The organism is Paraburkholderia sp. GAS42, assembly GCF_050436565.1.
GTDB lineage: Bacteria > Pseudomonadota > Gammaproteobacteria > Burkholderiales > Burkholderiaceae > Paraburkholderia.
Genome location: NZ_JBNDML010000003.1, coordinates 401,881 through 428,349, shown reverse-complemented (window position 1 = coordinate 428,349; position 26,469 = coordinate 401,881). Strand labels below are relative to the sequence as shown.

The window sequence follows — 26,469 nt, the reverse complement described above, 5'->3', positions numbered from 1 at the left end:
GCGGAACGCATTTTGTGGCCACACGGCGCGCTGCTTCGACGCCGCCGCGAGCCTTGAATCGCGCGCGGTGAAACATGCGGCGATGTTTCTTTCGAGCGTGTTTTTCCGCTCACGTTCCCTGCTCCTCCGATGCCGCCCACCGTATTCATCGTCTCCGACGGTACCGGGATCACTGCCGAAACCTTCGCGCATTCGATCCTCTCCCAGTTCGACCAGAAATTCCGTCTGGTCCGCGTGCCTTTTGTCGATTCGACGGAAAAGGCATACGCCACGCTCGAAAAGATCAACGAAGCCGGTCAGCACGAAGGCCGGCGGCCGATCGTGTTCACGACGCTCGTCGATAGCCCTTCGAACAACATCGTGAAGGACTGTAACGCGCTCGTGCTCGACATGTTCCAGACCTTCATCGAGCCGCTCGAACAGGAACTGGAACTGAAGTCGAGCCATGCGATGGGACGGGGGCACCAGAACGCCGACACCGAGGAGTACAAGAACCGGATCGAGGCGATCAACTTCTCGCTCGCGCACGATGACGGCCAGTCGAACCGCAATCTCGCGGACGCCGATGTGATCCTGGTCGGCGTATCACGCAGCGGCAAGACGCCGACGAGCCTCTATCTCGCGATGCAATACGGCGTGAAGGCGGCGAACTATCCGCTGATTCCCGAAGACTTCGAACGCGGCAAGCTGCCGACGCCGTTGCTCGAGCATCGTCAGAAAATGTTCGGGTTGTCGATCGATCCGCAGCGACTGTCGGAGATCCGTAACGAGCGGCGGCCGGGCAGCAAATACGCTGCGCTCGAGAATTGCCGCTACGAGATCAATGAAGCGTCAGCAATGATGCGGCGTGAAGGAATCAAGTGGCTGTCGTCGACGCACAAGTCGATCGAAGAAATCGCAACGACGATCCTGCAGGAAATCAAGCTCGACCGTTCGTCGTATTGACGCTGAAGCGTGTAGCGCGCTTCGACCCGAAGATCAGGCGCCGCGCTGCTGGCGGCACTGCTCGAAGAGACACACGGCGGCTGCGGCCGCCACATTCAGCGATTCCATGCCGCCTGGTTGCGGAATCGTCACCCGATGCGTGACCGCATCACGCCACGCCTGCGACACACCCGCGCCTTCGTTGCCGAATACCCATGCATGCGGGCCGGACAGGTCGCAATCGTAGATCGCCCGCGCGCCATGCGAATCGGTGATCGTCACTGGTATGTCGAGCCGACCGATCAGCGCCTCTGCTTCGACGTCTTCGTGAATCTCCAGCAGAAAATGTGCGCCCATTCCCGAGCGCAGCACTTTCGACGACCATGCGTACGCCGTCCCCGGCGCGCAAAACACGTGCGACACGCCCGCGGCCGCCGCACTACGCAGGATCGAGCCGACGTTGCCCGCATCCTGCACGCCATCGAGTACGACGCAGGTCTGCGTGACCTTGTCCGGCAGCGGCGCATCGAGCTTTTCGACCAGCAGCAGAATCCCCACGCCGTGCACGACGCTCGACAGTTGCCCGAACAGCGCATCCGGCAGCGTGATGACGCGATGCCCGTCGATCCGCGAGACGATCGCCTGCGCTTCCTCGTGACGCAGCGCGCCTTCGGTGACGATGCACGTCTCCGGCTGACCCGCGACATCGAGATACGCGCTCGCCAGGTGGAAACCTTCGAGTAACGCGTGCGCGCTGCGCCGCTGCTGGTGCGTCGAGCCGGCCAGCGCTTTCAGTCGTTTGTAGAGCGGGTTGTCCCGCGACGTGATGGCTTTCACAGGTGGCGAAGAAGGTTCAGGTGGTCAGAACGCCCGTCCGGCGCTGGAGCGCTTCAGAATGCGGGTGCGCCGTCGCCGAACGCGTTACCGGGGCCGTCATCCTGCGCGCCTTCGAATGCGTCGTCGCGCAGGGCTGGCAAGACAACCGGCACCTTGCCCGGCAATATGACCGGCATACCCAGCCGCGCATGCGCCTCGCGCACCGGCGCGAACGAGCGCCGATGATGCTCGCACGGCCCGTGTTCGAGCAGCGCCGCCAGATGCTGCGGCGTGCCGTAGCCGGAATGCGCATCGAAGCCGTAGACGGGATACGTCTGATGCAGTTCGAGCAGCATGCGATCACGCGTGACCTTCGCCAGAATCGACGCAGCCGAGATGCTTTTCACCAGCGCATCGCCGCCGACAATCGCCTCGCTGCGAATGCTCAGCACCGGACAGCGATTGCCGTCGATCTTCACGAGCGTCGGCGTGACGGCGAGCCCTTCGACAGCGCGCTTCATCGCGAGCATCGTGGCGTGCAGGATGTTGAGCGTGTCGATTTCCTCGACCGACGCAGACGCGACGCAGAACGCCAGCGCGCGGTCGACGATCTTGTCGTACAGCTCCTCGCGCTTTTTCGCGGTGAGCGCCTTTGAATCGTCGAGACCGCGAATCATGGGCTTCGCCGGATCGAAAATGACCGCCGCCGCGACAACCGGACCGGCCAGCGGGCCACGCCCGGCTTCATCGACACCGCACACGATCTCGACGTCTGAATCGAAGTTCAGACCGGCCTGGATCGCCGCTGAGCCGGTAGCAACGTTACGGCGCGGCGTGCGGGCGGCGTTCACCGCCGCCCCTTGCGGGTTTCGATGATGCCCGTTACCACTTCCGCGGCGCGCTGGGCCGTATTCTGCTTCAGCACGTGATGCATTTCCGTGAAAATTTCCGTGAGCGTACGGCGATTGGCTGCGTCGTTCAGCTGCGTCAGCGTGGCGTCGGCCAGCGCTTCAGGCGTCGCGAAATGCTGGAGAATTTCCGGCACCACGAAACGCCCCGCCAGAATGTTCGGCAAGCCGATGTACGGCAGATAACCCTGCCGCCGCATGATCTGGCCCGTCAACCAGGGCACCTTGTACGAGATCACCATCGGCTTTTTCAGCAGCGCGGCTTCCAGCGTCACGGTGCCGCTCTTGACGAGAATCGCGTCGGCGGCGGTCATCGCAGTTTGCGACTGGCCGTCGGTGATCGTCAAGGCGAGACCCGGATGGGCTTCGGCGAGCGGCTTCAGCAGTTCGCGCAGCGCGGGCGTGGCCGCCGGCATCACGAAGCGCACGCCGGGTTCGCGCTGCTGCATCAACGCCATCGCGTCGAAGAACGTCGGCCCGATCAGTGCGATTTCCGAGCGCCGGCTGCCTGGCAGCACGGCGATCACCGGGCCGCTTTCCGGCAGACCGAGCGTGCGGCGCGCCCCCAACGTATCGGGCACGAGCGGAATTTCGTCGGCCAGCGGATGACCGACGTAGGACGCCGCGACGCCCGCCTTCTCAAGCAGCGCCGTCTCGAACGGGAACACGCACAACATGTGATCGACCGCTTTCGCGATCTTCTTGATGCGGCCGCCGCGCCACGCCCAGATCGACGGACACACGAAATGAATCGTCGGAATACCCGCGTCGCGCAGCGGATGTTCGAGTCCGAAATTGAAATCGGGAGCGTCGACGCCAATGAACGCGTCCGGCGGATCGGCCAGCAGCTGACGCTTCAGTTCATTGCGGATGCCGAGAATTTCGGGGATGTGCCTGAGCGCTTCGACGTAACCGCGCACGGTCAGCTTTTCCATCGGCCAGTGCGCGTCGAAACCCGTCGCGATCATGCGCGGGCCGCCGATGCCGTAATACTGCGTGGATTCGGGCAGACGGCTCGACAGGCCCTCGAGCAGCGATGCCGCGAGCAGATCGCCCGACGGCTCGCCGGCCACCATTGCAAGCCGCAGCGGGCGGGGTTGCAGCGCCATCGGCTAGCGGATGATGCCGCGCTGCGACGCTTCGACGAAGGCGACCAGCGCCTGCACCGGAGCATCGCCGTCGCCGCCGGCGGTCGCGAGTTCGCGCAACTGCACCTTCGCTTCTTCCAGCGACAGGCCGTTCTTGTACAGCACACGATAGGCCGAGCGCAGCGCCGAGATCGCGTCCACCGAAAAGCCCCGGCGACGCAGCCCTTCGACATTGATGCCGTGCGGCTCCGCCTTGTTGCCGGCGGCGATCACGAACGGCGGAACGTCCTGCACGAGAGCCGACGCGCCGCCGAGCATCGAATGCGCGCCGATGCGCACGAACTGGTGCACGCCCGACATGCCGCCGATGATCGCGTGGTCACCGATCGTCACGTGGCCGGCCATCTGCGCGTTGCTCGACAGAATGACGTTGCTGCCCACGCGACAATCGTGGCCGATGTGCACGTACGCCATGATCCAGTTGTCGTCGCCAAGCGACGTGACGCCCGCGTCCTGCACCGTGCCGGTGTGGATCGTCGTGAACTCGCGGATCATGTTGCGATTGCCGATCTCGAGCCGGGTCGGCTCGTCCTTGTACTTCATGTCCTGCGGACGGCCACCGACCGATGCAAAATGACCGATGCGGTTGTCCTCGCCGATCGTCGTGTGACCTTCGATCACGCTGTGCGAACCGACCGTGGTCCGTGCGCCGATCGTGACGTGTGCGCCGACGATGGCATACGGTCCGATTTCGACTGACTCGTCGAGCTGTGCGCCCGGCTCGATGATCGCAGTAGGATGAATCCTGCTCATGCGCCCTCGCTTGTGATTCGTTGCGTTGTCTGGATGCTGCGCGGCGTATTACTGGCCATCGTCCGTCGTGCGGACTGCGCACATCAGATCGGCTTCCGCCGCGACCTGACCATCCACCTCGGCGCGCGCCTTGAACTTCCAGATGCCGCGCATATGCCGCTCGAACGTGACGTTCAGGATCAGCTGGTCGCCCGGTTCGACCACGCGCTTGAAGCGAGCGTTATCAATACCGACGAAGAGATACAGCGTGTTATCCGGATCGTGCGGCTCTTCCGCGAACGTCAGGAGCGCGGCCGTCTGCGCGAGCGCTTCCAGGATCAGCACGCCGGGCATGACCGGGCGCTTCGGAAAGTGGCCCATGAAATACGGCTCGTTGATCGACACGTTCTTCAACGCTTTGATGCGCTTGTGCGGCTCGAGTTCGAGCACCCGATCGACGAGCAGGATCGGATAGCGGTGCGGCAGCAGCGTGAGAATCTTGTGGATGTCGAGATTGATTTTTTCGGTGCTCATGGTGTTTCTGCTCACGCGCAGGTGGCGCGATGATGACTGCGGATGCTTGCGCAGGCAGGTTGGTAACGCGTGCGGCCGTCGTTTTATGTGACCTGGCGGCGTCTCCCACCGCCGGGGCACGTCAACGGCGCTTACGCCGTGCTCGTACTATTTATGCTGCTTCTGTTCTTTGTGCTGCCTGGCCCTTTGGCCGTTGCCTCGTCAAACCTTGTCGCCGGATGCGTTACCGGCGGCGGCTTCCAGCGCCTTGATACGATCCCGCAACTTGTCGATATTGCGCAGCAGTGCCGCGCTCTTGTTCCACGAGGCATGATCGACGGCCGGAAACGCGCTCGTGTACATGCCGGGCTTCAACAACGATTTCGATACGCCGGATTGCGCCGTGACGATCACATAATCGGCGAGCGTCACGTGACCGGCAATGCCCACGGCGCCACCGATCATGCAATGGCGCCCGATGGTCGTGCTGCCGGCGATGCCCGCACAGCCCGCGATGACCGTGTACGCGCCGACCTTGCAGTTATGGCCGATCTGGACGAGATTGTCGATCTTCACGCACGCTTCGATGATCGTATCGGCCATTGCGCCGCGGTCGATCGTCGTATTTGCGCCGATTTCGACATCCGGCCCGATCGACACGCCGCCGACCTGCGGAATCTTGACCCAGCTGCCTGTGCGCTCGTCGCCGTCGCCAGTGAAATCGGGGGCGAAACCGAAACCATCGGAACCGATCACGGCGCCGGCATGGATGATCACGCGCGGACCGATCCGGCAACCGTAGTAGACGGACACGTTCGGGTAAAGATGCGTGCCGTCGCCGATCTGCGTGCCGCGGCCGATTACCACGTTCGCATCGAGCTGCACGTTCTCGCCGATCACGGCACCCGCTTCCACCGTCACATTCGGACCGATGACGGCGCTCGCCGCGACCTTCGCCGAAGGATCGATCGTGGCGCTGGCATGCACGCCCGGCGCACGCTTCGGCGCCGCGAGGTCGATGAACACCTGGGCGATGCGCGCGAAGTAAGCGTAAGGGTTGGGCGTGACGATGAAGTTACGGTTCGAATCCGGAGCGAGCTTCGCGAGGTCGTCGGCGTTGATCAGTACGGCGCCCGCGCGGGTCGTTTCGACCTGCGACAGATACTTCGGGTTCGCGAGGAACGCCAGCTGTTCCGGACCAGCCTGATCGAGCGGCGCGAGACTGCCGACGCGATGCGCCGGGTCGCCGACTACCGTGCCGCCGAACTGCCGGGCGATGTCCTCGAGCGTAAATGCCATGCGTGCACTGCTCCTGCTGTTCAGTTGGCGCTGTTCGACGCCGCGAGCGCCTTCAGCACCTGATCGGTGATATCGATACGCGGGCTGACATACACCGCTTCCTGCACGATCAGGTCGTAATGCTGCGCCTCGGCGATCTGCTTGATCACCTTGTTCGCGCGATCCAGCACCGCAGCCAGTTCCTCGTTACGGCGCTGGTTCAGGTCTTCGCGGAATTCACGCTGCTTGCGCTGGAAATCGGTGTCGAGCTGCGACAGATCGCGCTGCTTCTGCGCACGATCCGCCGGCGACAGCGATGAACCATTCTTGTCGAGCGAATCGGACATCGACTTCAGACGCGCCGCCATGTCCTGCAGATCCTTGTCCCGCTTCGCAAACTCGGCCTCGAGCTTGGTCTGCGCCGCCTTCGCAGCCGTGGACTCGCGCAGGATGCGGTCGGAATTGACCGCCGCGATCCTGGCTTCCTGCGCGTGCGCCGCGGCGCTCACGCCCAGCGTCGTTGCCAGCGCCAGCGCGCACATCACACGTTTCGAAAACATACCGGTTAGCAAAGTCATCCTCTCGATACTGTAAGTGATCCCGGACTGTGCGATCAGAATGCCGTCCCGATCTGGAACTGGAACTTCTGGTACTGGTCGCCGGTGTGCTTCACGAGCGGGAAACCCAGGCTCAGCTTGAGCGGCCCGATCGGCGAAATCCACGCGAGACCGACACCGTAGCCGTAACGCAGGCCGTTCGCGCCGGTCGAGGTAGCGGCGGTACTCGCGTCCGCCCAGACGTTACCCGCATCGAGGAACGTGAACACGCGCAACGTACGGTCGTAGCCGGTGCCCGGCAACGGGAACGTAAGCTCGATGTTGCCGACAATCATCTTCGAACCGCCGATCGGGTCGTTCGTTGTGGCGTCGCGCGGACCCAGCGAGCTCGGCTCATAACCACGCACCGAGCCAATACCGCCGGCGTAGTAGTTCTTGAAAATCGGGTACGGCTTGCCTTGAAGGCCGTTACCGTAGCCGCCCTGGAAGTTAAGGCCAAGCACGAAGCCGCGCGAGAACGAGTAATAATACTGCGCCTGGAGATCTGCCTTGTAATACGTCGTACCGCCGATCGGCGTGCCATATTCAGCGTTCGCCTGCGTGAAGTAACCACGGCTCGGCACGAGCGCGCTATCCCGCGCGTCGCGCGACCAGCCGACAGTAAGCGGCACGTTGTTCGATACGCGACCGAACTCCTGAACGTACAGCTTGTACGAAGCCGGCGTGTTTTGATCGACGTCGAGCGTATTCTGTTCGAGGCCCGCGCCGAAGTAGACCGTATCCACTTCCGAGAACGGGATACCGAACTTCAGGTCGCCGCCCATCGTGACAATCTTGAAGCTCGAATCCGTCGAATAATACAGCGGCTCGTACGTACGGTAGTAGACGTCGGTGATGCGCTTGATGCCGTCGACCGTGAAGTACGGATCGACCTGCGTCACCGTCAACGTACGGTACGATTTCGCCGTATTCACGTTGACCGAGAGACTCGTACCGGAACCGAACACGTTGTCCTGTGAGACACCCGCCGACAGCACGACCTTGTCGGTCGACGAGAAACCCGCGCCCAGCGTGATCGCGCCGGTCGGCTTTTCGGCCACCTTGACGTCGACGTCCACCTGGTCAGGCGTGCCTTCTACCGGGGTCGTCGTGACGTCCACATCGGTGAAGTAGCCGAGACGGTTGACCCGGTCTTTCGACAGCGCGAGGCGGTTCGAATCGAACCACGAGCTTTCGAGCTGGCGCATTTCGCGACGGACGACTTCATCCCGCGTACGCGTGTTGCCTACCACATTAATACGGCGCACATACACGCGGCGGCTCGGATCGACCTGCAGCGTGAGGTCGACCGTGTGATGTTCCTGGTCGATCTGCGGCAGCGCGTTCACGGTCGCGAACGCGTAACCGTACTCGCCGAGCTTGTCGACGATCGCCTTTGTGGTGGCCTGCAGCTTTTCAGCCGAGAAACGGTCGCCAGCCTTGATCTTGATGAGCTTGGTGAGCTCAGCTTCGCGATCCAGCAGATTGCCCGCGAGCTTGATGCTCGAGATCTTGTACGGCTCGCCTTCGTGCAACGCGACCGTCAGGTACATGTCCTTCTTGTCCGGCGAGATCGACACCTGCGTCGACTCGATGCTGAACTCGAGATAACCGCGATTCAGGTAGTACGAGCGGACATTTTCGAGGTCGCCAGTGAGCTTTTCCTTCGCGTACAGATCGTTCTTCGTGTACCAGGAGAACCAGTTCGGCGTGGACAGCTGCATTTCATCGCGCAGCGTGCCCGTGCTGAACGCCTTGTTGCCGATGAAGTTGATCTGGCGGATCTTCGCGCTCGGACCTTCGACCACTGAGAACAGCACCGCAACGCGGTTGCGGTCGATCGGCGTGATCGTCGTGGTGACTTCGGCGGCGTAGAAGCCGCGCGTCAGGTACTGACGTTTCAGTTCCTGCTCGGCCTTGTCGACGAGCGCCTTGTCGTAATAACGGCCCTGTGACAGCCCGACCGCGCGCAGCGCCTTCGCCAGGTTGTCCTTTTCGAATTCGTGAATGCCGGAGAAATCGATCGTGCCGATGGCCGGACGTTCGATGACCTGCACGATGACAACGTTGCCTTCGGTGGCAATCTTCACGTCGTTGAAGAAGCCCGTTGCGTAGAGCGCGCGGATGGCTTCGGAAGCCTTGTCGTCACTGAACGTGTCGCCCTGCTTGATCGGCAGATACGAAAACACGGTACCGGGTTCGACGCGCTGCAACCCCTCGATCCGAATGTCCTGCACCACGAAAGGTGTCGTCGCGTGAGCCACCAGCCCATGCGCGGCAAATGCCGCGGCTACAACTGTCTTTGGAACAAAGCGATGAGGTTTAAACAACGTGCTTCCCCAGTGTGTATAGCTGCATCAGGTCGGGCGGTCGCCATCGTGAACGCCACCAGACACTTTAAAAATGGATTAAACGAGCAAGATCGTTGAAGAGCGCGATCGCCGATAGTGCGACGATGCAAACCAGCCCCGCTCTCTGCAAAACAAGCTGCCAGCGATCGGATACGGCTTTGCCGGTAACAGCTTCAACCAAATAATATAACAGATGACCCCCATCCAATACCGGAATTGGTAAGAGGTTTAACACTCCGAGACTGATACTGACGAGCGCGAGGAACGATAAAAACGCGGACGGACCAAGGCGCGCGCTCTTTCCGGCGTAGTCCGCGATGGTCACGGGACCGGACAGGTTCTTGAGCGATGCCTCACCTGTAATCATCCGGCCGAACATGCGAAGCGAGTAAACCGCGATATCCCACGTACGGTGTGCACCGAGCTGGACGCTCTCAATCGGACCATAACGGACATCGACCGACGGCACCTGGGTCGCGAGCGCCGCGCCAATCCGGCCGATATTCTGGCCGCTTGCGTCATCGCGCGTCATCACCGGCACGATGCTGAGATCCCGACGCGCGCCCGGTTCTTTGCCCTGCGCGCCACGCTCGATCTGCAGCGTAATCGACCTGCCCGCATGCGACTTCACGTAAGCGATGAAAGCTGTCGCGCTGTCGACCGGCTTGCCGTCCACCGCACGTACCCGGTCGCCCGCGACGAGGCCCGCATTCTGCGCCGCGCTGCCCGGCTCGACGGCGGCCACCGACAGCGTGCCACCGCCCGGCTCGAAACCGAGCCGCGTCATGAAATCGTCGTCGATATCGCGATCGGAGACGCCGCGCAGGTCCAGCGCGAAATCAAACGTGCCACGGCTGTCTTTCGCGCCGAGCACGACGCGCCGGTGATCGAACGCCGCGCCCAGCAGCTTCCAGCGCAGATCGGACCACGAACGGACCGGTTCGGTCTCGCTACCGTTTTCATCGCGGATCGAGACGACGGTTTCGCCGCCGTCAAAGCCCGCGCGCGCAGCCGGCGTATTCGCGGCCGGCGCCGCGACAATCGCCGACGGCTCGGCCACACCGCTCGCGAACACGGCCGCGAACAGTACGATGGCCAGCAGGAAATTCGCGACCGGGCCCGCGACGACGATTGCAAACCGTTTCGCGACCGATTGCTGGTTGAACGCGTGCGGCAGTTCCTCGGCGGAAATCGTCGCGCCTTCCTCGCGCTCGTCGAGCATCTTCACGTAGCCGCCGAGCGGCAACGCGGCAATGGTCCATTCGGTCCCGGTCTTCTTGCTGACCCACTGAACGAGCGGTTTGCCGAAGCCGATCGAAAACCGCAGCACCTTCACGCCGCACATCCGCGCGACGCTGTAGTGGCCGTATTCATGCACGACAACGAGCACGCCAATCGCGACGGCGAAGGCAACCAGTTCGATCAGCAGGTTCATGAACGCCTCACTGGACGGCGCGTTCCGGGCGGGCGCCCGCAGGCAGACGGTCGATAAAGGCCGTGGCCGCCCGGCGCGCGGCTGCGTCGGCTTCGATCACGTCATCGAGGGCGGCAGCGCTGCGGTTCGGCAACGCATTCAGCACCGAGTCGACCACCTGCGCGATGGCCATGAAGCCGATACGGCGCGACAGGAACGCATCAACGGCAATCTCGTTCGCCGCATTCAGCGCCGCGCTTGCGATGCCGCCTTCAGCCAGCGCCTTCATCGCGAGCGCGAGACAGGGAAAACGCGCGTAATCCGCCTTCTCGAACGACAGCGAGGCGACCTGTAAGAGATCGAGTTGCGCGACGCCCGAATCGACACGATCCGGGAACGCCAGTGCGTACGCGATCGGCGTGCGCATGTCGGGGTTGCCGAGTTGCGCGAGCACTGAACCGTCCGCATACGAAACCATCGAATGGATCACGCTCTGCGGATGAATCAGCACCTCGATGCGTTCGCCTGGCAGATTGAACAGCCAGTGCGCCTCGATGACTTCGAGGCCCTTGTTCATCATCGTCGCCGAGTCGACCGAGATCTTGCGGCCCATGACCCAGTTCGGATGCGCGCAGGCTTCGTCGGGCGTGACGTCGACGAGCGTCGACGGTTCGCGCGTCCGGAACGGGCCGCCCGACGCGGTCAGGATGATCTTCGACACACCGCCATGCAGCGCGGCTTCGCGCGGCAGGCACTGGAAAACCGCGTTGTGTTCGCTGTCGACCGGCAGCAGGATCGCGCCGTTGTCGCGCACGGCGTCCATGAAAATCGCGCCGGACATCACGAGCGCTTCCTTGTTCGCGAGCAGGATGCGCTTGCCGGCGCGCGCCGCGGCGAGGCTGGGCGCGAGGCCCGCCGCGCCGACGATCGCCGCGACAACGGTATCGCAATGCTCGCTCTTCGACACGTCGACGAGCGCCTGTTGGCCATACGCGACTTCGGTCTTGCAACCCGCTTCGCGCAGCTTCGTGGCGACCTGCGCGGCGGTTGCCGCATCGCCGACGACAGCCACGTCAGGCTTGAAGCGCAGACACTGTTCGACGAGCTTGTCGCCGTTGCGGTGCGCGGTCAGCGCGTAGACGGAAAAACGCTCGGGATGACGCGCGACGACATCCAGCGTGCTGTCTCCAATCGAGCCCGTGGAACCGAGCAGAGTTAATCGTTTTTGCATGTCTCTTTCTCTAGCCGAGCAGCAGCATCGCAAGCGGCAGCACCGGCAATAACGCGTCGATGCGGTCGAGGACGCCACCGTGTCCCGGCAACAGACCACTGGAATCTTTCACGCCGGCCTGGCGCTTCAGCATCGACTCGAACAGGTCGCCGACGACGCTGAATACAACCAGCACAGTCAGCGCGATGAGCGCGCGCGGGGCGCCGAGGCGCTCCAGCAGCGCCGAATACAGGGTCGGCTCGAACGCATAGGTGGCAACGGCCACGATGGCCACGACCAGCACGGCGATCCAGCCTCCAACCGCGCCTTCCCAGGTCTTGCCCGGGCTGATGGCAGGCGCGAGTTTGTGCCTGCCGAATGCCTTACCCGAGAAGTATGCGCCGATATCGGCCAGCCATACCACTAGCAGCAGGGACAGCACGAACGGCACGCCAGCCATGCGGGCCGCGACGAGCGCATGCCAGCACGCGACGAATACCAGCAGGCCCGCAATCAGCAGGAAACCGCGCCAGGCGCCCTGCGCGAGCGTCGGCTTTCTCAGCAACACGAACGGCCCGACCAGCACCCAGAACACCGACGCCGCCTGAAACAGCGGCCGGTATTGCTCGACGCCGGTGCCAGGCTTCGTGCTCGCGACCAGCACCGCGGCCGCTATCAGCGCGTAAACGACCGGCCCGGCGCCGCCCAGCTTGAGCAAACGCGCCCATTCCCACGCGGCAAAGACCACGACGAACGCGATCAGCGCGCCAAACGCGCCCACCGGTGCAAACAAGGTGACCGGCAGAAAGACAGCCAGCAGGACGATCGCCGTGATGACACGGGTTTTTAGCATGGAAGCGAATCGACGTTCTGCGATTGCGGTTCGAGCTGCGCGCTCGTGCGGCCGAAGCGGCGCTCACGCTCCGCATAGGATTCGATGGCGTGACCGAGCGCGTCCGCGTCGAAATCCGGCCAGTAGGTATCGGTGAAATAGAACTCGGTGTACGCGAGTTGCCACAGCAGGAAGTTGCTGATGCGCTGCTCGCCGCCGGTACGGATGAAGAGATCCGGCTCGGGCGCGTAGGCCATCGCCAGATGTTCGGCGAAGGCTTCTTCGGTGACCTCGACGGGACGGCCCGCCGCGACCGACTGGTCGACCAGCTTGCGGGTGGCCTGCATGATGTCCCAGCGGCCGCCGTAGTTGGCGGCAATAGTCAGCGTCAGCCGGGTATTTCGGGCGGTTTTGGTTTCCGCGCGACGGATCAGGTCCTGGATCCGCGTATCGAACATCGCCAGGTCGCCGACGACGCGCAGCCGGATGCCATTCGCGTGCAGCTTGCCGATTTCGCGCTCCAGCGCCGTCACGAAGAGGCGCATCAGGAACGACACCTCGTCGTTCGGACGACGCCAGTTTTCCGAGCTGAACGCGAACAGCGTCAGATATTCGACGCCGCGCCGTGCACACGCCTCGACGGCGGCCCGCACCGCGTCGACGCCGCGCGTATGGCCCGCCACACGCGGCAGCCGGCGCTGCGTCGCCCAACGGCCATTGCCGTCCATGATGATCGCGATATGTCGCGGCACCGCCGCGACATCAGGCACGCGAACGGTAGAGCTGGTATAGGTCATGGCCGTCGGGACAGTGACTGCAAAAATGAAGTGAAACCGTGAAGGTTCTGGAGCCGGACGGCTTCAGACCGTCATGATCTCGGCTTCCTTGGTCGTCACGAGCTTGTCGATTTCCGCGACGAACCGGTCCGTCAGCTTCTGGACTTCGTCACCGGCACGACGCTCGTCGTCTTCGGAGATTTCCTTGTCTTTCACGAGCTTCTTCAGTTGCTCGTTCGCGTCACGGCGCAGGTTGCGCACCGCGATCTTGGCCGTTTCGGCTTCGCTCTTGACGACCTTCGTCAACTCGCGGCGGCGCTCTTCGGTCAGCGCGGGCATCGGGACGCGGATCACATCGCCCTGCGTGGCCGGGTTCAGGCCCAGGTCGGATTCGCGGATCGCCTTTTCGACGACCTGCACCATCTTCTTTTCCCAAGGCTGGACGCCGATCGTGCGTGCGTCGATCAGCGTCAGGTTCGCGACCTGCGAAATCGGCACCGGCGAGCCGTAGTAATCGACCTGGATGTGATCCAGCAGACCTGTGTGGGCACGGCCCGTACGGATTTTCGACAGATCGTTCTTGAACGCTTCGATCGAACGCTGCATCTTCTGATCAGCGCCCTTCTTGATGTCAGCCACAGACATGATTAAACCTCCGAACCTTTAAATCGGTGCAGGCGGGTCAGCGCGCATGAGCGGCGACCTGGGCCCGCGTTCAAGCCCACGTTACGTGGAAGGGAGTTTACACGTGGACGAGCGTGCCTTCGTCCTCGCCTTGTACGATGCGCTTGAGCGCGCCCGGCTTGACGATCGAAAACACGCGGATCGGCAGCTTCTGGTCGCGGCACAGCGCAAACGCCGTCGCGTCCATCACCTGCAGATTGCGGCCGATCGCCTCGTCGAAGCTGATAGTGGTGTAGCGCGTCGCCGTGGCATCCTTCTTCGGATCGGCCGAATAGACGCCATCGACCTTGGTGGCCTTCAGCACGACTTCCGCGCCGATTTCGGACCCGCGCAGCGCGGCGGCGGTGTCCGTCGTGAAGAACGGGTTGCCGGTGCCGGCCGCGAAAATCACGACCTTGCCTTCTTCCAGTTGACGAATGGCGCGCGGGCGGATGTACGGCTCGACGACCTGATCCATGCGCAGCGCGGACTGCACGCGCGCCTCGATACCGGCGTGACGCATCGCGTCCTGAAGCGCCAGGGCGTTCATCATTGTAGCGAGCATACCCATATAGTCGGCCGTCGCGCGGTCCATACCGGCCGCGCCACCTGCCACACCACGGAAAATATTGCCGCCGCCGATCACCACCGCCAATTGCGTGCCGAGCCGGACTACCTCGGCCACGTCCGCCACCATTCTTTCGATCGTCAGGCGGTTGATGCCGAAAGCATCGTCGCCCATGAGAGCTTCGCCGGAGAGTTTGAGGAGGACGCGTTTATAGGCAGTGGGCATAGAGGTATCCGGATCGCGCTGAAGAGGACGACAACAACTTGGAACTGTAGGGGCGAAATGCTGATTCGGGCAAGCGTCGCCAAATTATCGGGCCCGAAGGCCCGACCCGGGCGGCCGTCGCGCGGGGATCAACCCGCGCAACAGCCCGCGTTTAACCGCGTGGCGCTGCCGGCCGCGGCAGGGTCTTGCCCTGCCGCGGGTCCAACGGTATTGCGATAATACTTACTGCTGCTTTGCAGCAGCGACTTGCGCGGCCACTTCAGCGGCGAAGTCGTCCTGCTTCTTTTCGATGCCTTCGCCGACCACGAACAGCGCGAATTTCTGCACGCTGGTGTTCGCTGCCTTCAGCATCTGCTCGATCGTCTGCTTGTCGTTCTTAACGAACGGCTGGTTCAGCAGCGACACTTCCTTCAGATACTTCTGCACGCTACCGTCGACCATCTTCGCGATGATTTCAGCCGGCTTGCCCGATTCGGCGGCCTTCTGTTCAGCGATGCTGCGTTCCCTGGCGATCAGGTCAGCCGGCACTTCGTCCGACGACAGCGAGACCGGCTTCATGGCCGCGATGTGCATCGCGACGTCCTTGCCGACCTGCTCTTCCGCGCCGGTGTACTCGACCAGCACGCCAATGCGCGTGCCGTGGAGGTACGCAGCAAGCTTGTTCGACGTTTCGAAGCGCACGAAACGGCGGATCGACAGGTTTTCACCGATCTTGCCGACCAGCGCCAGACGCACCGCGTCGACCGTCGAGCCTTCCAGCGGCAGGGCTGACAGGGCTGCGACGTCAGCCGGGTTTTGCGTGGCGACCAGTTGAGCAACGGTGTTCGAGAAAGCCAGGAAGTCGTCGTTCTTCGAAACGAAGTCGGTTTCGCAGTTCAGTTCGACGATCGCGCCTGCGGTGCCGCCGATGAACGAAGCGATCACGCCTTCAGCCGTCACGCGCGATGCTGCCTTGCTGGCCTTGTTGCCGAGCTTCACGCGCAGCAGTTCTTCCGCGCGGGCCATGTCGCCTTCAGCTTCCGTCAGGGCCTTCTTGCATTCCATCATCGGCGCGTCGGTCTTCGCGCGCAGTTCTGCAACCATGCTTGCGGTAATTGCCGCCATCATTCGCTCCTTGAGTCTGTCTTTCACACGCCGCCCGCACTTCGATGCCGGCGGCAAGAATTCGTTTCCGCTGCGGCGCGAAATTTTTGCCGCGCCGCGTTCCGGGCTTCATTCCCGGACTGCACTCTTTGTCGCGACTTAAAAAAAGGGGGCCTGTAGAAAGCCCCCTTTTTTGCCGGACACGGGGCAGCCTTACGCTTCCGGGTTGACCTCGACGAACTCGTCGCCGTCACCGCCACGGGCAGCCTGCACGACTTCGTTGACCGCGTTAGCACGGCCTTCGAGGATCGCGTCAGCCACGCCTGCCGTGTACAGAGCGACTGCCTTGCTGGCGTCGTCGTTACCCGGGATCACGTAGTCGATGCCTTCCGGCGAGTGGTTTGTGTCGACCACGGCGATGACCGGCACGCCAAGCTTGTTCGCTTCGGTGACAGCAATCTTGTGGTAGCCGACGTCGACGACGAAAATCGCGTCCGGAATGCCGCCCATGTCCTTCACGCCGCCGATCGACTTTTGCAGCTTCTGGATTTCGCGCTCAAACAGAAGCGCTTCTTTCTTGCTCATGCGCTCGGTTTCGCCCGATTCAACGGCCGCTTCCATGTCCTTCAGGCGCTTGATCGATACTTTCAGCGTCTTGAAGTTGGTCAGCATGCCGCCGAGCCAGCGCGCGTTGACGTAAGGCATGCCAGCGCGTTGTGCCTCTTCGGCGATCGTGTCGCGCGATTGACGCTTCGTGCCGACAAACAGGATCGTGCCGCGGTTCGCTGCCAGTTGACGCACATACTTCAGTGCGTCGTTGTACATCGGCAGCGTCTTTTCGAGGTTGATAATGTGAATCTTGTTGCGATGACCGAAAATGAAGGGGGCCATCTTCGGGTTCCAGAAGCGCGTCTGGTGACCAAAGTGGACACCGGCTTCCAGCATTTGACGCATGGTAACTGCCATGAAAATCTCCGCGAGGGTTAGGGTCTTAAGCCGGCTGCCGTATCCGCTGCGCCGCCCCCGCCATCTGCGAGAACCTGACGCCGCGAACACCCTGGGTGCGCCGGCTTGCGAGTCTGCTGCTTTTGCTTCGCTTTTGCTTCGCTTTTGCTTCGCTTTTGCTTCGCTTTTGCTTCTTTTACTGCTCTCTATAGGTCGCTCGGGCGGACAACATAACCCTGAACGACTTAGCCAGAGATTATAGCACGCGACTATCGGCCGACTCAACCCGCGTGGTTGCCCGGAAAACGCAAGGGCGGTTGCACCTTTAATCAACGACTCGCCGTCGCAACCGCGCCCGCCAGAAACCACCGATGCCTGGCCGGATGGCTGAAGCCCTGTCGCAAAAGGCAGCGGCAGGCCCCATATGGTGCGATAATCCCGAAATAAATCGCATTTCAGGCCCGACTCATGGCTATTACGCTCAAAAACGAAGACGATATCGCGCAGATGCGCATCGCCGGCAAGCTCGCAAGCGAGGTCCTCGACTACATCACGCCTTACGTCAAGGCAGGCGTCACGACGGGCGAGCTCGATCGCCTGTGCCACGAATACATGCTGAATGAACAGGGCACGATCCCGGCGCCCCTCAACTATCAGCCGCCCGGCTATCCGCCTTATCCGAAAGCCACATGCATTTCGGTCAATGACGTGATCTGTCACGGCATTCCAGGCGAAAAGACGCTCAAGAACGGCGATGCGCTCAATATCGACGTGACCGTCATCAAGAATGGCTATTTTGGCGACACGAGCCGGATGTTCATTGTCGGCGAAGGCTCGATTCTGGCGAAACGGCTCGTGCAGACCACGTTCGAATGCATGTGGCTCGGCATCGAGCAGGTTCGCCCAGGCGCGCATCTCGGCGATATCGGTCACGCGATCCAGCGGCATGCCGAGGCGCAGGGCTACAGCGTCGTGCGGGAATACTGCGGCCACGGCATCGGCCAGGTTTTTCATGACGATCCCCAGATCCTGCACTACGGCCGCCCCGGCACCGGCATCGAGCTGCAGAAAGGTATGATCTTCACGATCGAGCCGATGATCAACGCCGGCCGCCGCGACATTCGCACGATGCCCGACCAGTGGACCGTGAAGACGAAAGATCGCAGCCTGTCGGCGCAGTGGGAACACACGATACTGGTTACCGATACCGGTTACGAAGTGCTGACGGTCTCCGCCGGAACGCCTGCTCGCCCTGCGCTCGCCGCCACCACCGCCTGAGCGGTCCTTCGATCTCCTGCCCCGGTTGCCCATGAGTGTTCCAGCTGTCGCGCTAACCCATGCCTCGTCGCTGAGAGCGGATTACAAGGTGGCAAAAGCCTCATTACTGGAACGTTTCCGGTCAGCGACCAACGTCGACTCGCTGATGCGTGCGCTCACGCGCCTCACGGACAGCGCGCTCGTCGGCGCGTGGAATGCCTGTGAGCTGCCGGAATCGCTCGCGCTTGTCGCGGTCGGCGGCTTTGGACGCGGCGAACTGGCGCCGCACTCGGATATCGACATCCTCGTCCTCCTTCCCGACGAGCCTCTGCTGCATCTGGAATCACGCATCGAGCGCTTTATCGGTCTTGCGTGGGATCTGGGCCTGGAACTCGGCAGCAGCGTGCGCACGGTCTCGCAATGCATCGACGAAGCCGCGAACGACGTCACGGTGCGCACGGCGCTGCTCGAAGCGCGTCGGATCACCGGCAGCGCCCCGCTCTTCGAGCAGTTCGCGCAGCGCTATCGCAATGCACTCGATCCGCGCGCGTTCTTCCAGGCAAAAGTGCTGGAGATGCGTCAGCGTCACGCCCGCTTCCAGGACACCCCGTACGCGCTCGAACCGAACATCAAGGAAAGCCCCGGCGGGCTGCGCGATCTGCAATTGATCCTGTGGATCACGCAGGCGGCACAGTTCGGCAGCAGCTGGCGCGAACTCGACGCGCGCGGGCTGATCACCGAGCGCGAAGCGCGTGAACTGCGCCGCAACGAAGGTTTTCTGAAGACGCTGCGCGCCCGGCTGCACATGATAGCCGGCCGTCGCCAGGACATTCTGGTGTTCGACCTGCAGAATCCAGTCGCCGAGAGCTTCGGCTACAAGGCGACTGCTACAAAGCGCGCCAGCGAGCAGTTGATGCGCCGCTACTACTGGGCCGCGAAGGCCGTCACGCAGCTGGCGACGATCCTGATCCAGAACATCGAAGCGCAGCTTTTCCCTAACACGAGCAACGTTACGCGGGTATTGTCCGATCGTTTCGTCGAGAAACAGGGCATGCTCGAGATTGCATCCGACGACGTCTTTGAGCGCGAGCCGAATGCGATCCTTGAAGCCTTTTTGCTGTATGAGGAAACGCCTGGCGTGAAGGGCCTGTCCGCGCGGACACTCCGCGCGCTCTACAACGCCCGCGACGTGATGGACCAGCACTGGCGGCGCGATCCCGAAAACCGGCGTCTCTTCCTCGACATCCTGAAGCAGCCGGCCGGCGTGACGCATGCGCTGCGTCTGATGAACCAGACCAGCGTGCTCGGACGCTACCTGCTGAACTTCCGCCGTATCGTCGGGCAGATGCAGCACGACCTGTATCACGTCTATACGGTCGACCAGCACATCCTGATGGTGCTGCGCAATCTGCGTCGCTTCTCCGTCGCCGAGCATGCGCACGAATATCCGTTCTGCAGCCAGCTGACCGCAAATTTCGAGCGGCCGTACGTGCTCTACGTGGCGGCGCTGTTCCACGATATCGCGAAGGGCCGCGGCGGCGACCATTCGACGCTCGGCATGGCCGATGCGCGCCGCTTCTGTCGCGACCACGGCATCGCGGGCGACGACGGTGAACTCATCGTGTGGCTGGTCCAGCATCACCTGACAATGAGTCAGGTCGCGCAGAAGCAGGACACGAGCGATCCGGAAGTGATCAAGCAGTTCGCCGGACTGGTTGGTTCGGAACGATGGTTGACGGCGCTTTATCTGCTGACGGTCTCCGACATTCGGGGCACGAGTCCAAAGGTCTGGAACGCGTGGAAAGGGAAGCTGCTGGAGGACCTGTATCGTGCGACGCTTGCCGTGCTCGGCGGCGCGCGTCCGGATGCGCATTCAGAACTGAAGTCGCGGCAGGAGCAGGCGGTCGCGCTGCTGCGCCTGGAAACTGTTCCGGAAAACGCCCAACGGGCGCTGTGGGACCAGCTCGACGTCGGCTACTTCCTGCGTCATGACGCCGCCGACATCGCCTGGCAAACGCGTGTGCTGCACCGGCATGTCGAGACACCCACGCCGATCGTCCGCGCCCGGCCATCGCCGATCGGCGAAGGGCTACAGGTGCTCGTGTATGTGAAGGACCGCCCTGACCTGTTCGCCGCGATCTGCGCTTACTTCGACCGCAATGCACTGTCGGTGCTGGATTCGCGGGTCAGTACGACGCGCCACGGGTACGCGCTGGACAACTTCCTCGTCGCACATACCGAGGAAGACGTGCATTATCGCGATATTGCCAATCTGGTGGAGCAGCAGCTGAGCGCCCGCCTGTCGGGTGAAGGGCCCTTGCTGCCGGAACCGTCGAAGGGACGTCTTTCGCGTCTGTCGCGGACCTTCCCTGTTACGCCGCGCGTCGACCTTCGGGCCGACGAGCGCGGCCAGTACTACATCCTGTCCGTGTCGGCGAACGACCGGCCAGGCCTTCTTTATTCGATCGCGCGCGTGCTGGCGGAACATCGGGTCGGCGTCCATGCGGCGCGGATCAATACGCTCGGCGAACGCGTCGAGGACGTGTTCCTGCTGGACGGCCATGGCCTCTCGGACAACCGCCTGCAAATCCAGGTCGAGACCGAACTGCTGCGCGCGATTGCAGTGTGAGATTTCATGCGAGTCAAACTGACAGCCAAGCACCCGCGGCCGGCCACTGCCGACCGGGCCCCCGTTCGTTCCGGCAGCGCCGCGGCGCGTAGCAAATCGAAGCCGGTCGGACCCAAGCCGACATCCATGCTAGGCAAGCGCGGCAAGGATGACGCAGGCGGTGGCGCGCGTCGTGGCGGGTCGCCATCGGAAGGCGCCGCGAAGCGTCCTTTTGCCGGAGCGGGCACGGCCGGCGGTAAGCGCGCACCGGGCGCCGGAGGGCGGCCTTCTGCGGGTGCGCGGCCAGCGCGACCGGAGGGCGCGGCAACGCGCGAACGATCGGGCAGCGGCGAGCGTAGCGAACGGCGGCCTGCAGGCGACCGTCCGCCGCGTCGTGAGGGCTCTGCTGGCGCACCGCGGCGTGCTGACGGTGACCGTCCGGCTCGCTCGTTCGACGGGGGGCGTGAACGTGGAGAACGTGCACCGCGTCGGGCTGAAGGTGACCGCACGGGTGGTGAGCGTGCGCCGCGCCGTTTCGAGGGCGACCGCCCAGCACGCGCACCGCGCGAAGAAGGCGCGCGCCGGCCCTACGGCGCCGCGCCGCGTCGTACCGATGACTCGAAGCGTCCGTTCTCTGCCCGCCCGACCCGTACGGCGGACGCCGGAGGAGCGCGTGACGACCGTCCGCCGCGTCGCGATCGGGACGATACTCGCGAACGCACCGACACCGCGCGCCCACGCTTCGGAGCCGACCGTGGCGCGCCCGGTGCACGACGCGATTCCGATCGTCCAGCACGCCGGGACGCGGCTAGCCGCTCCGGCGGCGAACGCCCCGCATTCCCGAAAGAACGCAATGGGACTACGGATCGCGGCCAGCGCGGCGAGCGGACTTTCGCGAAGCCGGTAAAAGGCGGCTTCACCGACCGCTCGGAGCGCCCGGCGCGCGAAGACCGGCCGGCACGCCGCGCGACATCCGGCGAAGCCAGACCGCCGCGTGCCGCCGAACCGCGCGTTCACGCGACAGAACATCGTCACGACGATCAGCCGGGCTCGCTGCGTCTGTCGAAACGCATGTCGGAACTCGGTTTGTGTTCGCGACGCGAAGCCGACGAGTGGATCGAAAAAGGCTGGGTGATTGTGGACGGCATCAGGATCGACACGCTCGGCACAAAGGTGCGCCCCGAGCAGCACATCGAGATTGATCCGGCCGCTCAGGCCGCGCAGGCGAAACAGGTGACGATTCTGCTGCACAAGCCGGTCGGTTTTGTCTCAGGTCAGGCTGAAGACGGCTATCTGCCGGCCGTCACGCTTGTCACACCTGATAACCACTGGGACGGCGACCGCTCCGGCATTCGCTTTTCAGCGACGCAGCTGCGCGCGCTCGCACCCGCCGGACGTCTCGACATCGACTCCACCGGCCTGCTGGTGCTGACGCAGGATGGCCGCATCGCCAAGCAGCTGATCGGCGAAAACTCGGATATCGACAAGGAGTATCTGGTGCGTGTGACTTACGGCGACCAGACGACCGACATTGATCAAAACTTCCCGCCGGAAAGTCTCGCGAAGTTGCGTCACGGCCTGTCGCTGGACGACGTCCCGCTCAAGCCCGCAATGGTCAGCTGGCAAAACGGCGAGCAACTGCGGTTTGTTCTGCGCGAAGGCAAGAAACGGCAGATCCGGCGCATGTGCGAACTGGTGGGCCTCGACGTCGTCGGATTGAAGCGCGTGAGAATGGGCCGTGTACAGCTCGGCGCATTGCCGCAGGGCCAATGGCGCTATCTGGACGCTGAAGAGTCGTTCTGAACGGCGAAACAGTGTGAGAACGCCCGCCGTTGCACGGTAAGTCCGACACGCAAAAACGCCCGCAATCTGAACTGCGGGCGTTTTTTATTGTGCTTCACGTCCCGTTCCCGGCGACGGGAGCTCACTCGTCGCTGCCTGGATCGAGCTCGGGAAACAGCACCTCGGTGAAACCAAACTTCGAGAAGTCGGTAATCCGCATCGGATAGAGTTTGCCAATCAGATGGTCGCATTCGTGCTGAACGACGCGCGCGTGAAAGCCTTCCGCGACGCGGTCGATCGGTTTGCCGAACTGATCGAAACCCTGATACCGGATCATCGAGAACCGGCTCACGGCGCCGCGCAGCCCCGGCACAGACAGACAACCTTCCCAGCCCTCTTCCATGTCCTGCGACACCGGCGCAATAGTCGGATTGATCAGCACCGTTTCCGGCACGGAGGGCGCGTCCGGGTAACGTTCGTTATGCCCGAAACCGAAGATCACAACCTGCAGATCGATGCCAATCTGCGGTGCGGCGAGCCCGGCGCCGTTCGCATCGTGCATCGTGTCGAACATGTCCTTCACGAGGACGTGCAGGTCGGGGGTGTTGAAACGATCGACTGGTGCGGCGATGCGAAGAAGACGTGGATCGCCCATCTTGAGGATTTCACGGATCATGTCGAGTGCCCCTCCAGGAGCTTGCGCATACCATCTTCGTCGAGTACAGGAACGCCGAGTTCCTCTGCCTTCGCGAGCTTGCTACCCGCCTCGGCGCCGGCGACCACGTAGTCAGTCTTCTTCGATACCGAGCCGGCCACTTTCGCGCCAGCCGCCTCCAGCATTTCTTTCGCCTCGTCGCGTGCAAGCGTGGGCAGCGTGCCCGTCAGCACGACGGTCTTGCCGGCCAGCACGCCCTGCGGCGCCTTCGGCGCCGGCGGCCCTTCCGGCCACGTGACCCGCCCCGGTGCGCGCAACTGGTCGATTACCGTTCTGTTGTGCTCTTCGGCAAAGAACTGATGAAGCGCATCGGCGACCACCGGGCCGACGTCGTTGACCTCGAGCAGTTCATCGACCGAGGCGTTCATGATCGGATCGAGCGAGCCAAAATGCTTCGCCAGATCCTTCGCGGTCGATTCGCCGACGTGCCGGATTCCCAGCGCATAGATAAAACGGGCGAGCGTGGTGTGCCTCGCCTTCTCCAGCGAATCCAGCAGGTTTTGCGCGGACTTGTCGGCGAAGCGGTCAAGCGCGGCCAGGGTCGAGAAACCCAGACCGAACAGATCAGCGGGCGTGCGAACCAGATTCTGCTCAACAAGCTGATCGATGATCTTTTCACCCAGGCCGTCGATATCCAGTGCACGGCGTTGAGCGAAGTGCCACAGCGCCTGCTTTCGCTGAGCCGGACAGAAGAGGCCGCCCGTACAGCGCGCAATCGCTTCGTCCGGCAGACGCTCGATCGCGGAACCGCAGACAGGGCAATGCGTCGGCATCACAAATTCGCGTGCATCGGGCGGCCGCCGGTCGACCAGCGCGCTCACGACTTCGGGGATCACGTCACCCGCCCGGCGCACGATGACGATATCGCCGATCCGGATGTCCTTGCGGCGCACCTCGTCTTCGTTGTGCAACGTCGCGTTGGTCACCGTCGCGCCGCCAACGAAAACCGGCTCCAGTCGGGCAACCGGTGTAATGGCGCCCGTGCGTCCGACCTGCACATCGATAGCCACGAGTTTCGTCAGCGCTTCCTGCGCCGGGAACTTGTGCGCGAGCGCGAAGCGTGGCGCCCGCGACACGAAGCCGAGCCGATCCTGCTCATCACGATTGTTGACCTTGTAGACGACGCCGTCGATGTCGTACGGCAGACCGTCCCGCTTCTCTCCGACAGCGCGAAAGAACGCCAGCAATCCCTCGACGCCTTTGACCACAGCCCGCTCTCCGTTGACGGGCAGGCCGAGTTCGCTATACCAGTCGAGAAGCGCGCTGTGCGTCGCGGGCATTTCGACGCCTTCAAGTACACCGATTCCGTACGCGAAGAATGACAGCGGGCGTTGTGCAGTGATTTTTGGATCGAGCTGACGCAGGCTGCCGGCCGCGGCGTTTCGCGGATTCGCGAACTCGCGTTGCTCCGCTTCCCGCTGCCGCGCGTTCAGCCGTTCAAAGTCGCGGCGAAACATCAGCACCTCCCCACGCACGTCCAGTACCGTCGGAACGCGGTTGCCCTTCAGCGTGAGGGGAATCGAGCGGACGGTGCGAATGTTTTCGGTGACGTCCTCGCCGGTTTCGCCGTCTCCACGCGTCGACGCCTGCACGAAGCGGCCTTCGACATATCGCAGCGAAATGGCAAGACCGTCGAACTTGAGTTCGCACGCGTAATCGACAGGTGCCTTGCCGAGCGTGTCGGACACACGCTTGTCGAACGCGACAATGTCTTCATCCGCAAAGCCGTTGTTCAGCGACAGCATAGGCATTGAATGCACAACGGGTTCGAAGCCACGCGCGACCTCGCCGCCGACACGCTGCGTTGGCGAATCGGGCGTGACCAGATCCGGATGATCAGACTCGACCTGCTGCAACGCCTTGAAAAGCCGATCGTATTCGGCGTCCGGCAGGTCTGGCTGGTCGAGCACATAGTACGCATGGTTCGCGCGTTCAAGTTCGGCGCGCAACCATGTGGCCCGCTCGGCCGGCGAAGTGGTTGCGGGATCAGGGGCGGAAGTTCGAGCCATGCTGGGGAAGGGTTCTCAGAATAATCTCAGACGCCAGATTATCGCAGGAAGCGTCCGTCGTGGCATCGTCCGAATGGCCGGCTTTGTGCATATGCCGCAGCCACCCTCGCCTTCCTCCTGGCCGCTCGGCTAACGTGCACTCCGCTGCGTTGACAGGTGCACCGCGCAATGCGAATTTGATGACCGCAGCACTATCTCGCGCCAGACGCCTGGCGCATCGATTGCGGGAGAAGTCGTGTCATCTATTCAAACTTGCGAAAGCCGCGTGCCTTGCTTCGTCAGGCTGATGGGAATGCTCTGCATCGCGCTCGCGGCGTTGCATGCCCTGCCGGCACTGGCGCTCGAACAGGTCGTCGGCGTTCCGCTTTCTGGCGGTCAATCAATTTCGTATCTGCTCACCCGGAAGGATGGCAGCAAACCCACCTGGATTCTCGTCATGATGCCGGGCAGCGACGGCTTGCTGCGCCTCGCGGAGAAGCCGGATAGCAAGATCTCGTTGCGCGAGAAAAACAACTTCCTGATCCGTACACGCGGCGTGATCGTGGACGATCGCTTCGCTACAGCGATCGTGGATTCGCCATCCGACCTGCCCGACGGCTATTCCGACGCCTTCCGCGCGTCGCGCCGCCACGCGCAGGACATTGCACGGATTGTCGCTGACCTGAAGATGCGCTTTCCTGACGCGAAGCTCGTGCTCGTCGGCACAAGCAGAGGCACGATCTCGACGGCGCTCCTTGGGCGCGAGCTTCCCGACGCATGGGATGCGATCGTCCATACGTCGACACTAAGCACCCCTTCTCGCGGTCAGGCGCTGCCGCTTGCCGGCTTCGACTACGGCGCCATCCACACACGGCAACTATTCGTGCATCACATCAATGATGCCTGCTTCCTGTGCTCGTTCGACGCGGCGAAACGCATTGCCACCGGTCACGATTTCATCACCGTGAGGGGAGGTAGCGCGAGCGGCAATCCCTGCAAGGCATTGGCGCACCACGGTTTCCACGGACAGGACGGCGCCGTGATTGCCGCGATCAAGGCATGGATCAGCGGAGCGACATGGCCGAAGGGGGTGAAGTGACGATCAGACCGCTGCTGCGCGACCCGTCAACGGTATCG

Annotated in this window: 23 protein-coding genes; 5 read left to right on the top strand and 18 right to left on the bottom strand. The window is 63.0% G+C overall.

What is annotated here, in order from left to right:
• Nucleotides 1-129 precede the first annotated feature (129 nt).
• Nucleotides 130-945 (top strand): posphoenolpyruvate synthetase regulatory kinase/phosphorylase PpsR, encoded by an 816-nt coding sequence (ppsR, locus tag P3T16_RS06875; protein ID WP_429257565.1) that lies wholly within the window; start codon nucleotides 130-132, stop codon nucleotides 943-945.
• 33 nt (nucleotides 946-978) lie between these two features.
• Here the strand turns inward: ppsR and P3T16_RS06870 are convergent, their stop codons facing one another.
• The 16 genes from P3T16_RS06870 to rpsB all read right to left on the bottom strand — a co-directional run bounded on the left by P3T16_RS06870 (nucleotide 979) and on the right by rpsB (nucleotide 17,003).
• Entirely contained in the window at nucleotides 979-1,761 is a 783-nt protein-coding gene (locus P3T16_RS06870) for a TrmH family RNA methyltransferase (RefSeq protein ID WP_429257566.1), read from the bottom strand.
• Nucleotides 1,762-1,814: 53 nt separating this feature from the next.
• A complete protein-coding gene (gene rnhB / locus P3T16_RS06865) occupies nucleotides 1,815-2,591 on the bottom strand; it encodes a ribonuclease HII (protein WP_429341648.1) in 777 nt (258 codons plus the stop codon).
• Entirely contained in the window at nucleotides 2,588-3,757 is a 1,170-nt protein-coding gene (gene lpxB, locus P3T16_RS06860; RefSeq protein WP_429257568.1) for a lipid-A-disaccharide synthase, read from the bottom strand. Before lpxB ends, rnhB begins: the two co-directional genes overlap by 4 nt.
• 3 nt (nucleotides 3,758-3,760) lie before the next feature.
• Complete coding sequence (gene lpxA / locus P3T16_RS06855) at nucleotides 3,761-4,549, bottom strand: acyl-ACP--UDP-N-acetylglucosamine O-acyltransferase (RefSeq protein ID WP_429257569.1); 789 nt, start codon at nucleotides 4,547-4,549, stop codon at nucleotides 3,761-3,763.
• 48 nt (nucleotides 4,550-4,597) lie between these two features.
• Nucleotides 4,598-5,062, bottom strand: coding sequence for a 3-hydroxyacyl-ACP dehydratase FabZ (fabZ, locus tag P3T16_RS06850; protein ID WP_429257570.1), 465 nt, complete (start codon nucleotides 5,060-5,062; stop codon nucleotides 4,598-4,600).
• 201 nt (nucleotides 5,063-5,263) lie between these two features.
• Nucleotides 5,264-6,340 (bottom strand): UDP-3-O-(3-hydroxymyristoyl)glucosamine N-acyltransferase, encoded by a 1,077-nt coding sequence (gene lpxD / locus P3T16_RS06845; RefSeq protein WP_429341647.1) that lies wholly within the window; start codon nucleotides 6,338-6,340, stop codon nucleotides 5,264-5,266.
• A gap of 20 nt (nucleotides 6,341-6,360) precedes the next feature.
• Nucleotides 6,361-6,891 carry an OmpH family outer membrane protein gene (locus P3T16_RS06840; RefSeq protein WP_429257791.1) on the bottom strand — a complete coding sequence of 177 codons (531 nt, stop codon included), beginning with the start codon at nucleotides 6,889-6,891 and terminating at the stop codon, nucleotides 6,361-6,363.
• A gap of 41 nt (nucleotides 6,892-6,932) precedes the next feature.
• Nucleotides 6,933-9,245, bottom strand: coding sequence for an outer membrane protein assembly factor BamA (gene bamA, locus P3T16_RS06835; protein WP_429257572.1), 2,313 nt, complete (start codon nucleotides 9,243-9,245; stop codon nucleotides 6,933-6,935).
• Nucleotides 9,246-9,312: 67 nt separating this feature from the next.
• A complete protein-coding gene (rseP, locus tag P3T16_RS06830) occupies nucleotides 9,313-10,701 on the bottom strand; it encodes an RIP metalloprotease RseP (protein WP_429341646.1) in 1,389 nt (462 codons plus the stop codon).
• A 7-nt stretch (nucleotides 10,702-10,708) separates the two neighbouring features.
• The gene (locus tag P3T16_RS06825) at nucleotides 10,709-11,911 is read right to left on the bottom strand and encodes a 1-deoxy-D-xylulose-5-phosphate reductoisomerase (RefSeq protein ID WP_429257574.1); all 1,203 of its coding nucleotides are present in this window, start codon (nucleotides 11,909-11,911) and stop codon (nucleotides 10,709-10,711) included.
• Between the two features lie 10 nt (nucleotides 11,912-11,921).
• Complete coding sequence (locus P3T16_RS06820) at nucleotides 11,922-12,743, bottom strand: phosphatidate cytidylyltransferase (RefSeq protein ID WP_429257575.1); 822 nt, start codon at nucleotides 12,741-12,743, stop codon at nucleotides 11,922-11,924.
• On the bottom strand, nucleotides 12,737-13,519 hold the full coding sequence (gene uppS / locus P3T16_RS06815; RefSeq protein WP_429257576.1) for a polyprenyl diphosphate synthase: 783 nt from the start codon (nucleotides 13,517-13,519) through the stop codon (nucleotides 12,737-12,739). The genes P3T16_RS06820 and uppS overlap by 7 nt, the downstream gene beginning before the upstream one ends.
• Before the next feature lie 63 nt (nucleotides 13,520-13,582).
• Complete coding sequence (gene frr / locus P3T16_RS06810; protein WP_429257577.1) at nucleotides 13,583-14,143, bottom strand: ribosome recycling factor; 561 nt, start codon at nucleotides 14,141-14,143, stop codon at nucleotides 13,583-13,585.
• A 97-nt stretch (nucleotides 14,144-14,240) separates the two neighbouring features.
• Nucleotides 14,241-14,954, bottom strand: a complete 714-nt coding sequence (pyrH, locus tag P3T16_RS06805) for a UMP kinase (protein ID WP_429257578.1) — start codon at nucleotides 14,952-14,954, stop codon at nucleotides 14,241-14,243.
• A 222-nt stretch (nucleotides 14,955-15,176) separates the two neighbouring features.
• Nucleotides 15,177-16,058, bottom strand: coding sequence for a translation elongation factor Ts (gene tsf / locus P3T16_RS06800; RefSeq protein WP_429341645.1), 882 nt, complete (start codon nucleotides 16,056-16,058; stop codon nucleotides 15,177-15,179).
• A 192-nt stretch (nucleotides 16,059-16,250) separates the two neighbouring features.
• Nucleotides 16,251-17,003 carry a 30S ribosomal protein S2 gene (gene rpsB / locus P3T16_RS06795; RefSeq protein ID WP_429257580.1) on the bottom strand — a complete coding sequence of 251 codons (753 nt, stop codon included), beginning with the start codon at nucleotides 17,001-17,003 and terminating at the stop codon, nucleotides 16,251-16,253.
• Nucleotides 17,004-17,450: 447 nt separating this feature from the next.
• Between rpsB and map the strand changes: the two genes are divergently transcribed.
• The 3 genes from map to P3T16_RS06780 are packed head-to-tail and all read left to right on the top strand — an operon-like array spanning nucleotide 17,451 to nucleotide 22,650.
• Nucleotides 17,451-18,260, top strand: a complete 810-nt coding sequence (gene map / locus P3T16_RS06790; protein ID WP_429257581.1) for a type I methionyl aminopeptidase — start codon at nucleotides 17,451-17,453, stop codon at nucleotides 18,258-18,260.
• Between the two features lie 31 nt (nucleotides 18,261-18,291).
• Entirely contained in the window at nucleotides 18,292-20,868 is a 2,577-nt protein-coding gene (locus P3T16_RS06785; RefSeq protein ID WP_429341644.1) for a [protein-PII] uridylyltransferase, read from the top strand.
• A 6-nt stretch (nucleotides 20,869-20,874) separates the two neighbouring features.
• Nucleotides 20,875-22,650: a pseudouridine synthase gene (locus P3T16_RS06780; protein ID WP_429341643.1), complete on the top strand. Its 1,776-nt coding sequence runs from the start codon at nucleotides 20,875-20,877 to the stop codon at nucleotides 22,648-22,650.
• 121 nt (nucleotides 22,651-22,771) lie between these two features.
• Here the strand turns inward: P3T16_RS06780 and def are convergent, their stop codons facing one another.
• Both def and ligA read right to left on the bottom strand, forming a co-directional pair.
• Complete coding sequence (def, locus tag P3T16_RS06775) at nucleotides 22,772-23,305, bottom strand: peptide deformylase (RefSeq protein ID WP_429257584.1); 534 nt, start codon at nucleotides 23,303-23,305, stop codon at nucleotides 22,772-22,774.
• Nucleotides 23,302-25,353 carry an NAD-dependent DNA ligase LigA gene (ligA, locus tag P3T16_RS06770; protein WP_429341642.1) on the bottom strand — a complete coding sequence of 684 codons (2,052 nt, stop codon included), beginning with the start codon at nucleotides 25,351-25,353 and terminating at the stop codon, nucleotides 23,302-23,304. Before ligA ends, def begins: the two co-directional genes overlap by 4 nt.
• Nucleotides 25,354-25,588: 235 nt before the next feature.
• Here ligA and P3T16_RS06765 point away from each other — a divergent pair, with 235 nt between their 5' ends.
• On the top strand, nucleotides 25,589-26,431 hold the full coding sequence (locus P3T16_RS06765; protein WP_429341641.1) for a hypothetical protein: 843 nt from the start codon (nucleotides 25,589-25,591) through the stop codon (nucleotides 26,429-26,431).
• The last annotated feature ends 38 nt before the right edge of the window (nucleotides 26,432-26,469 follow it).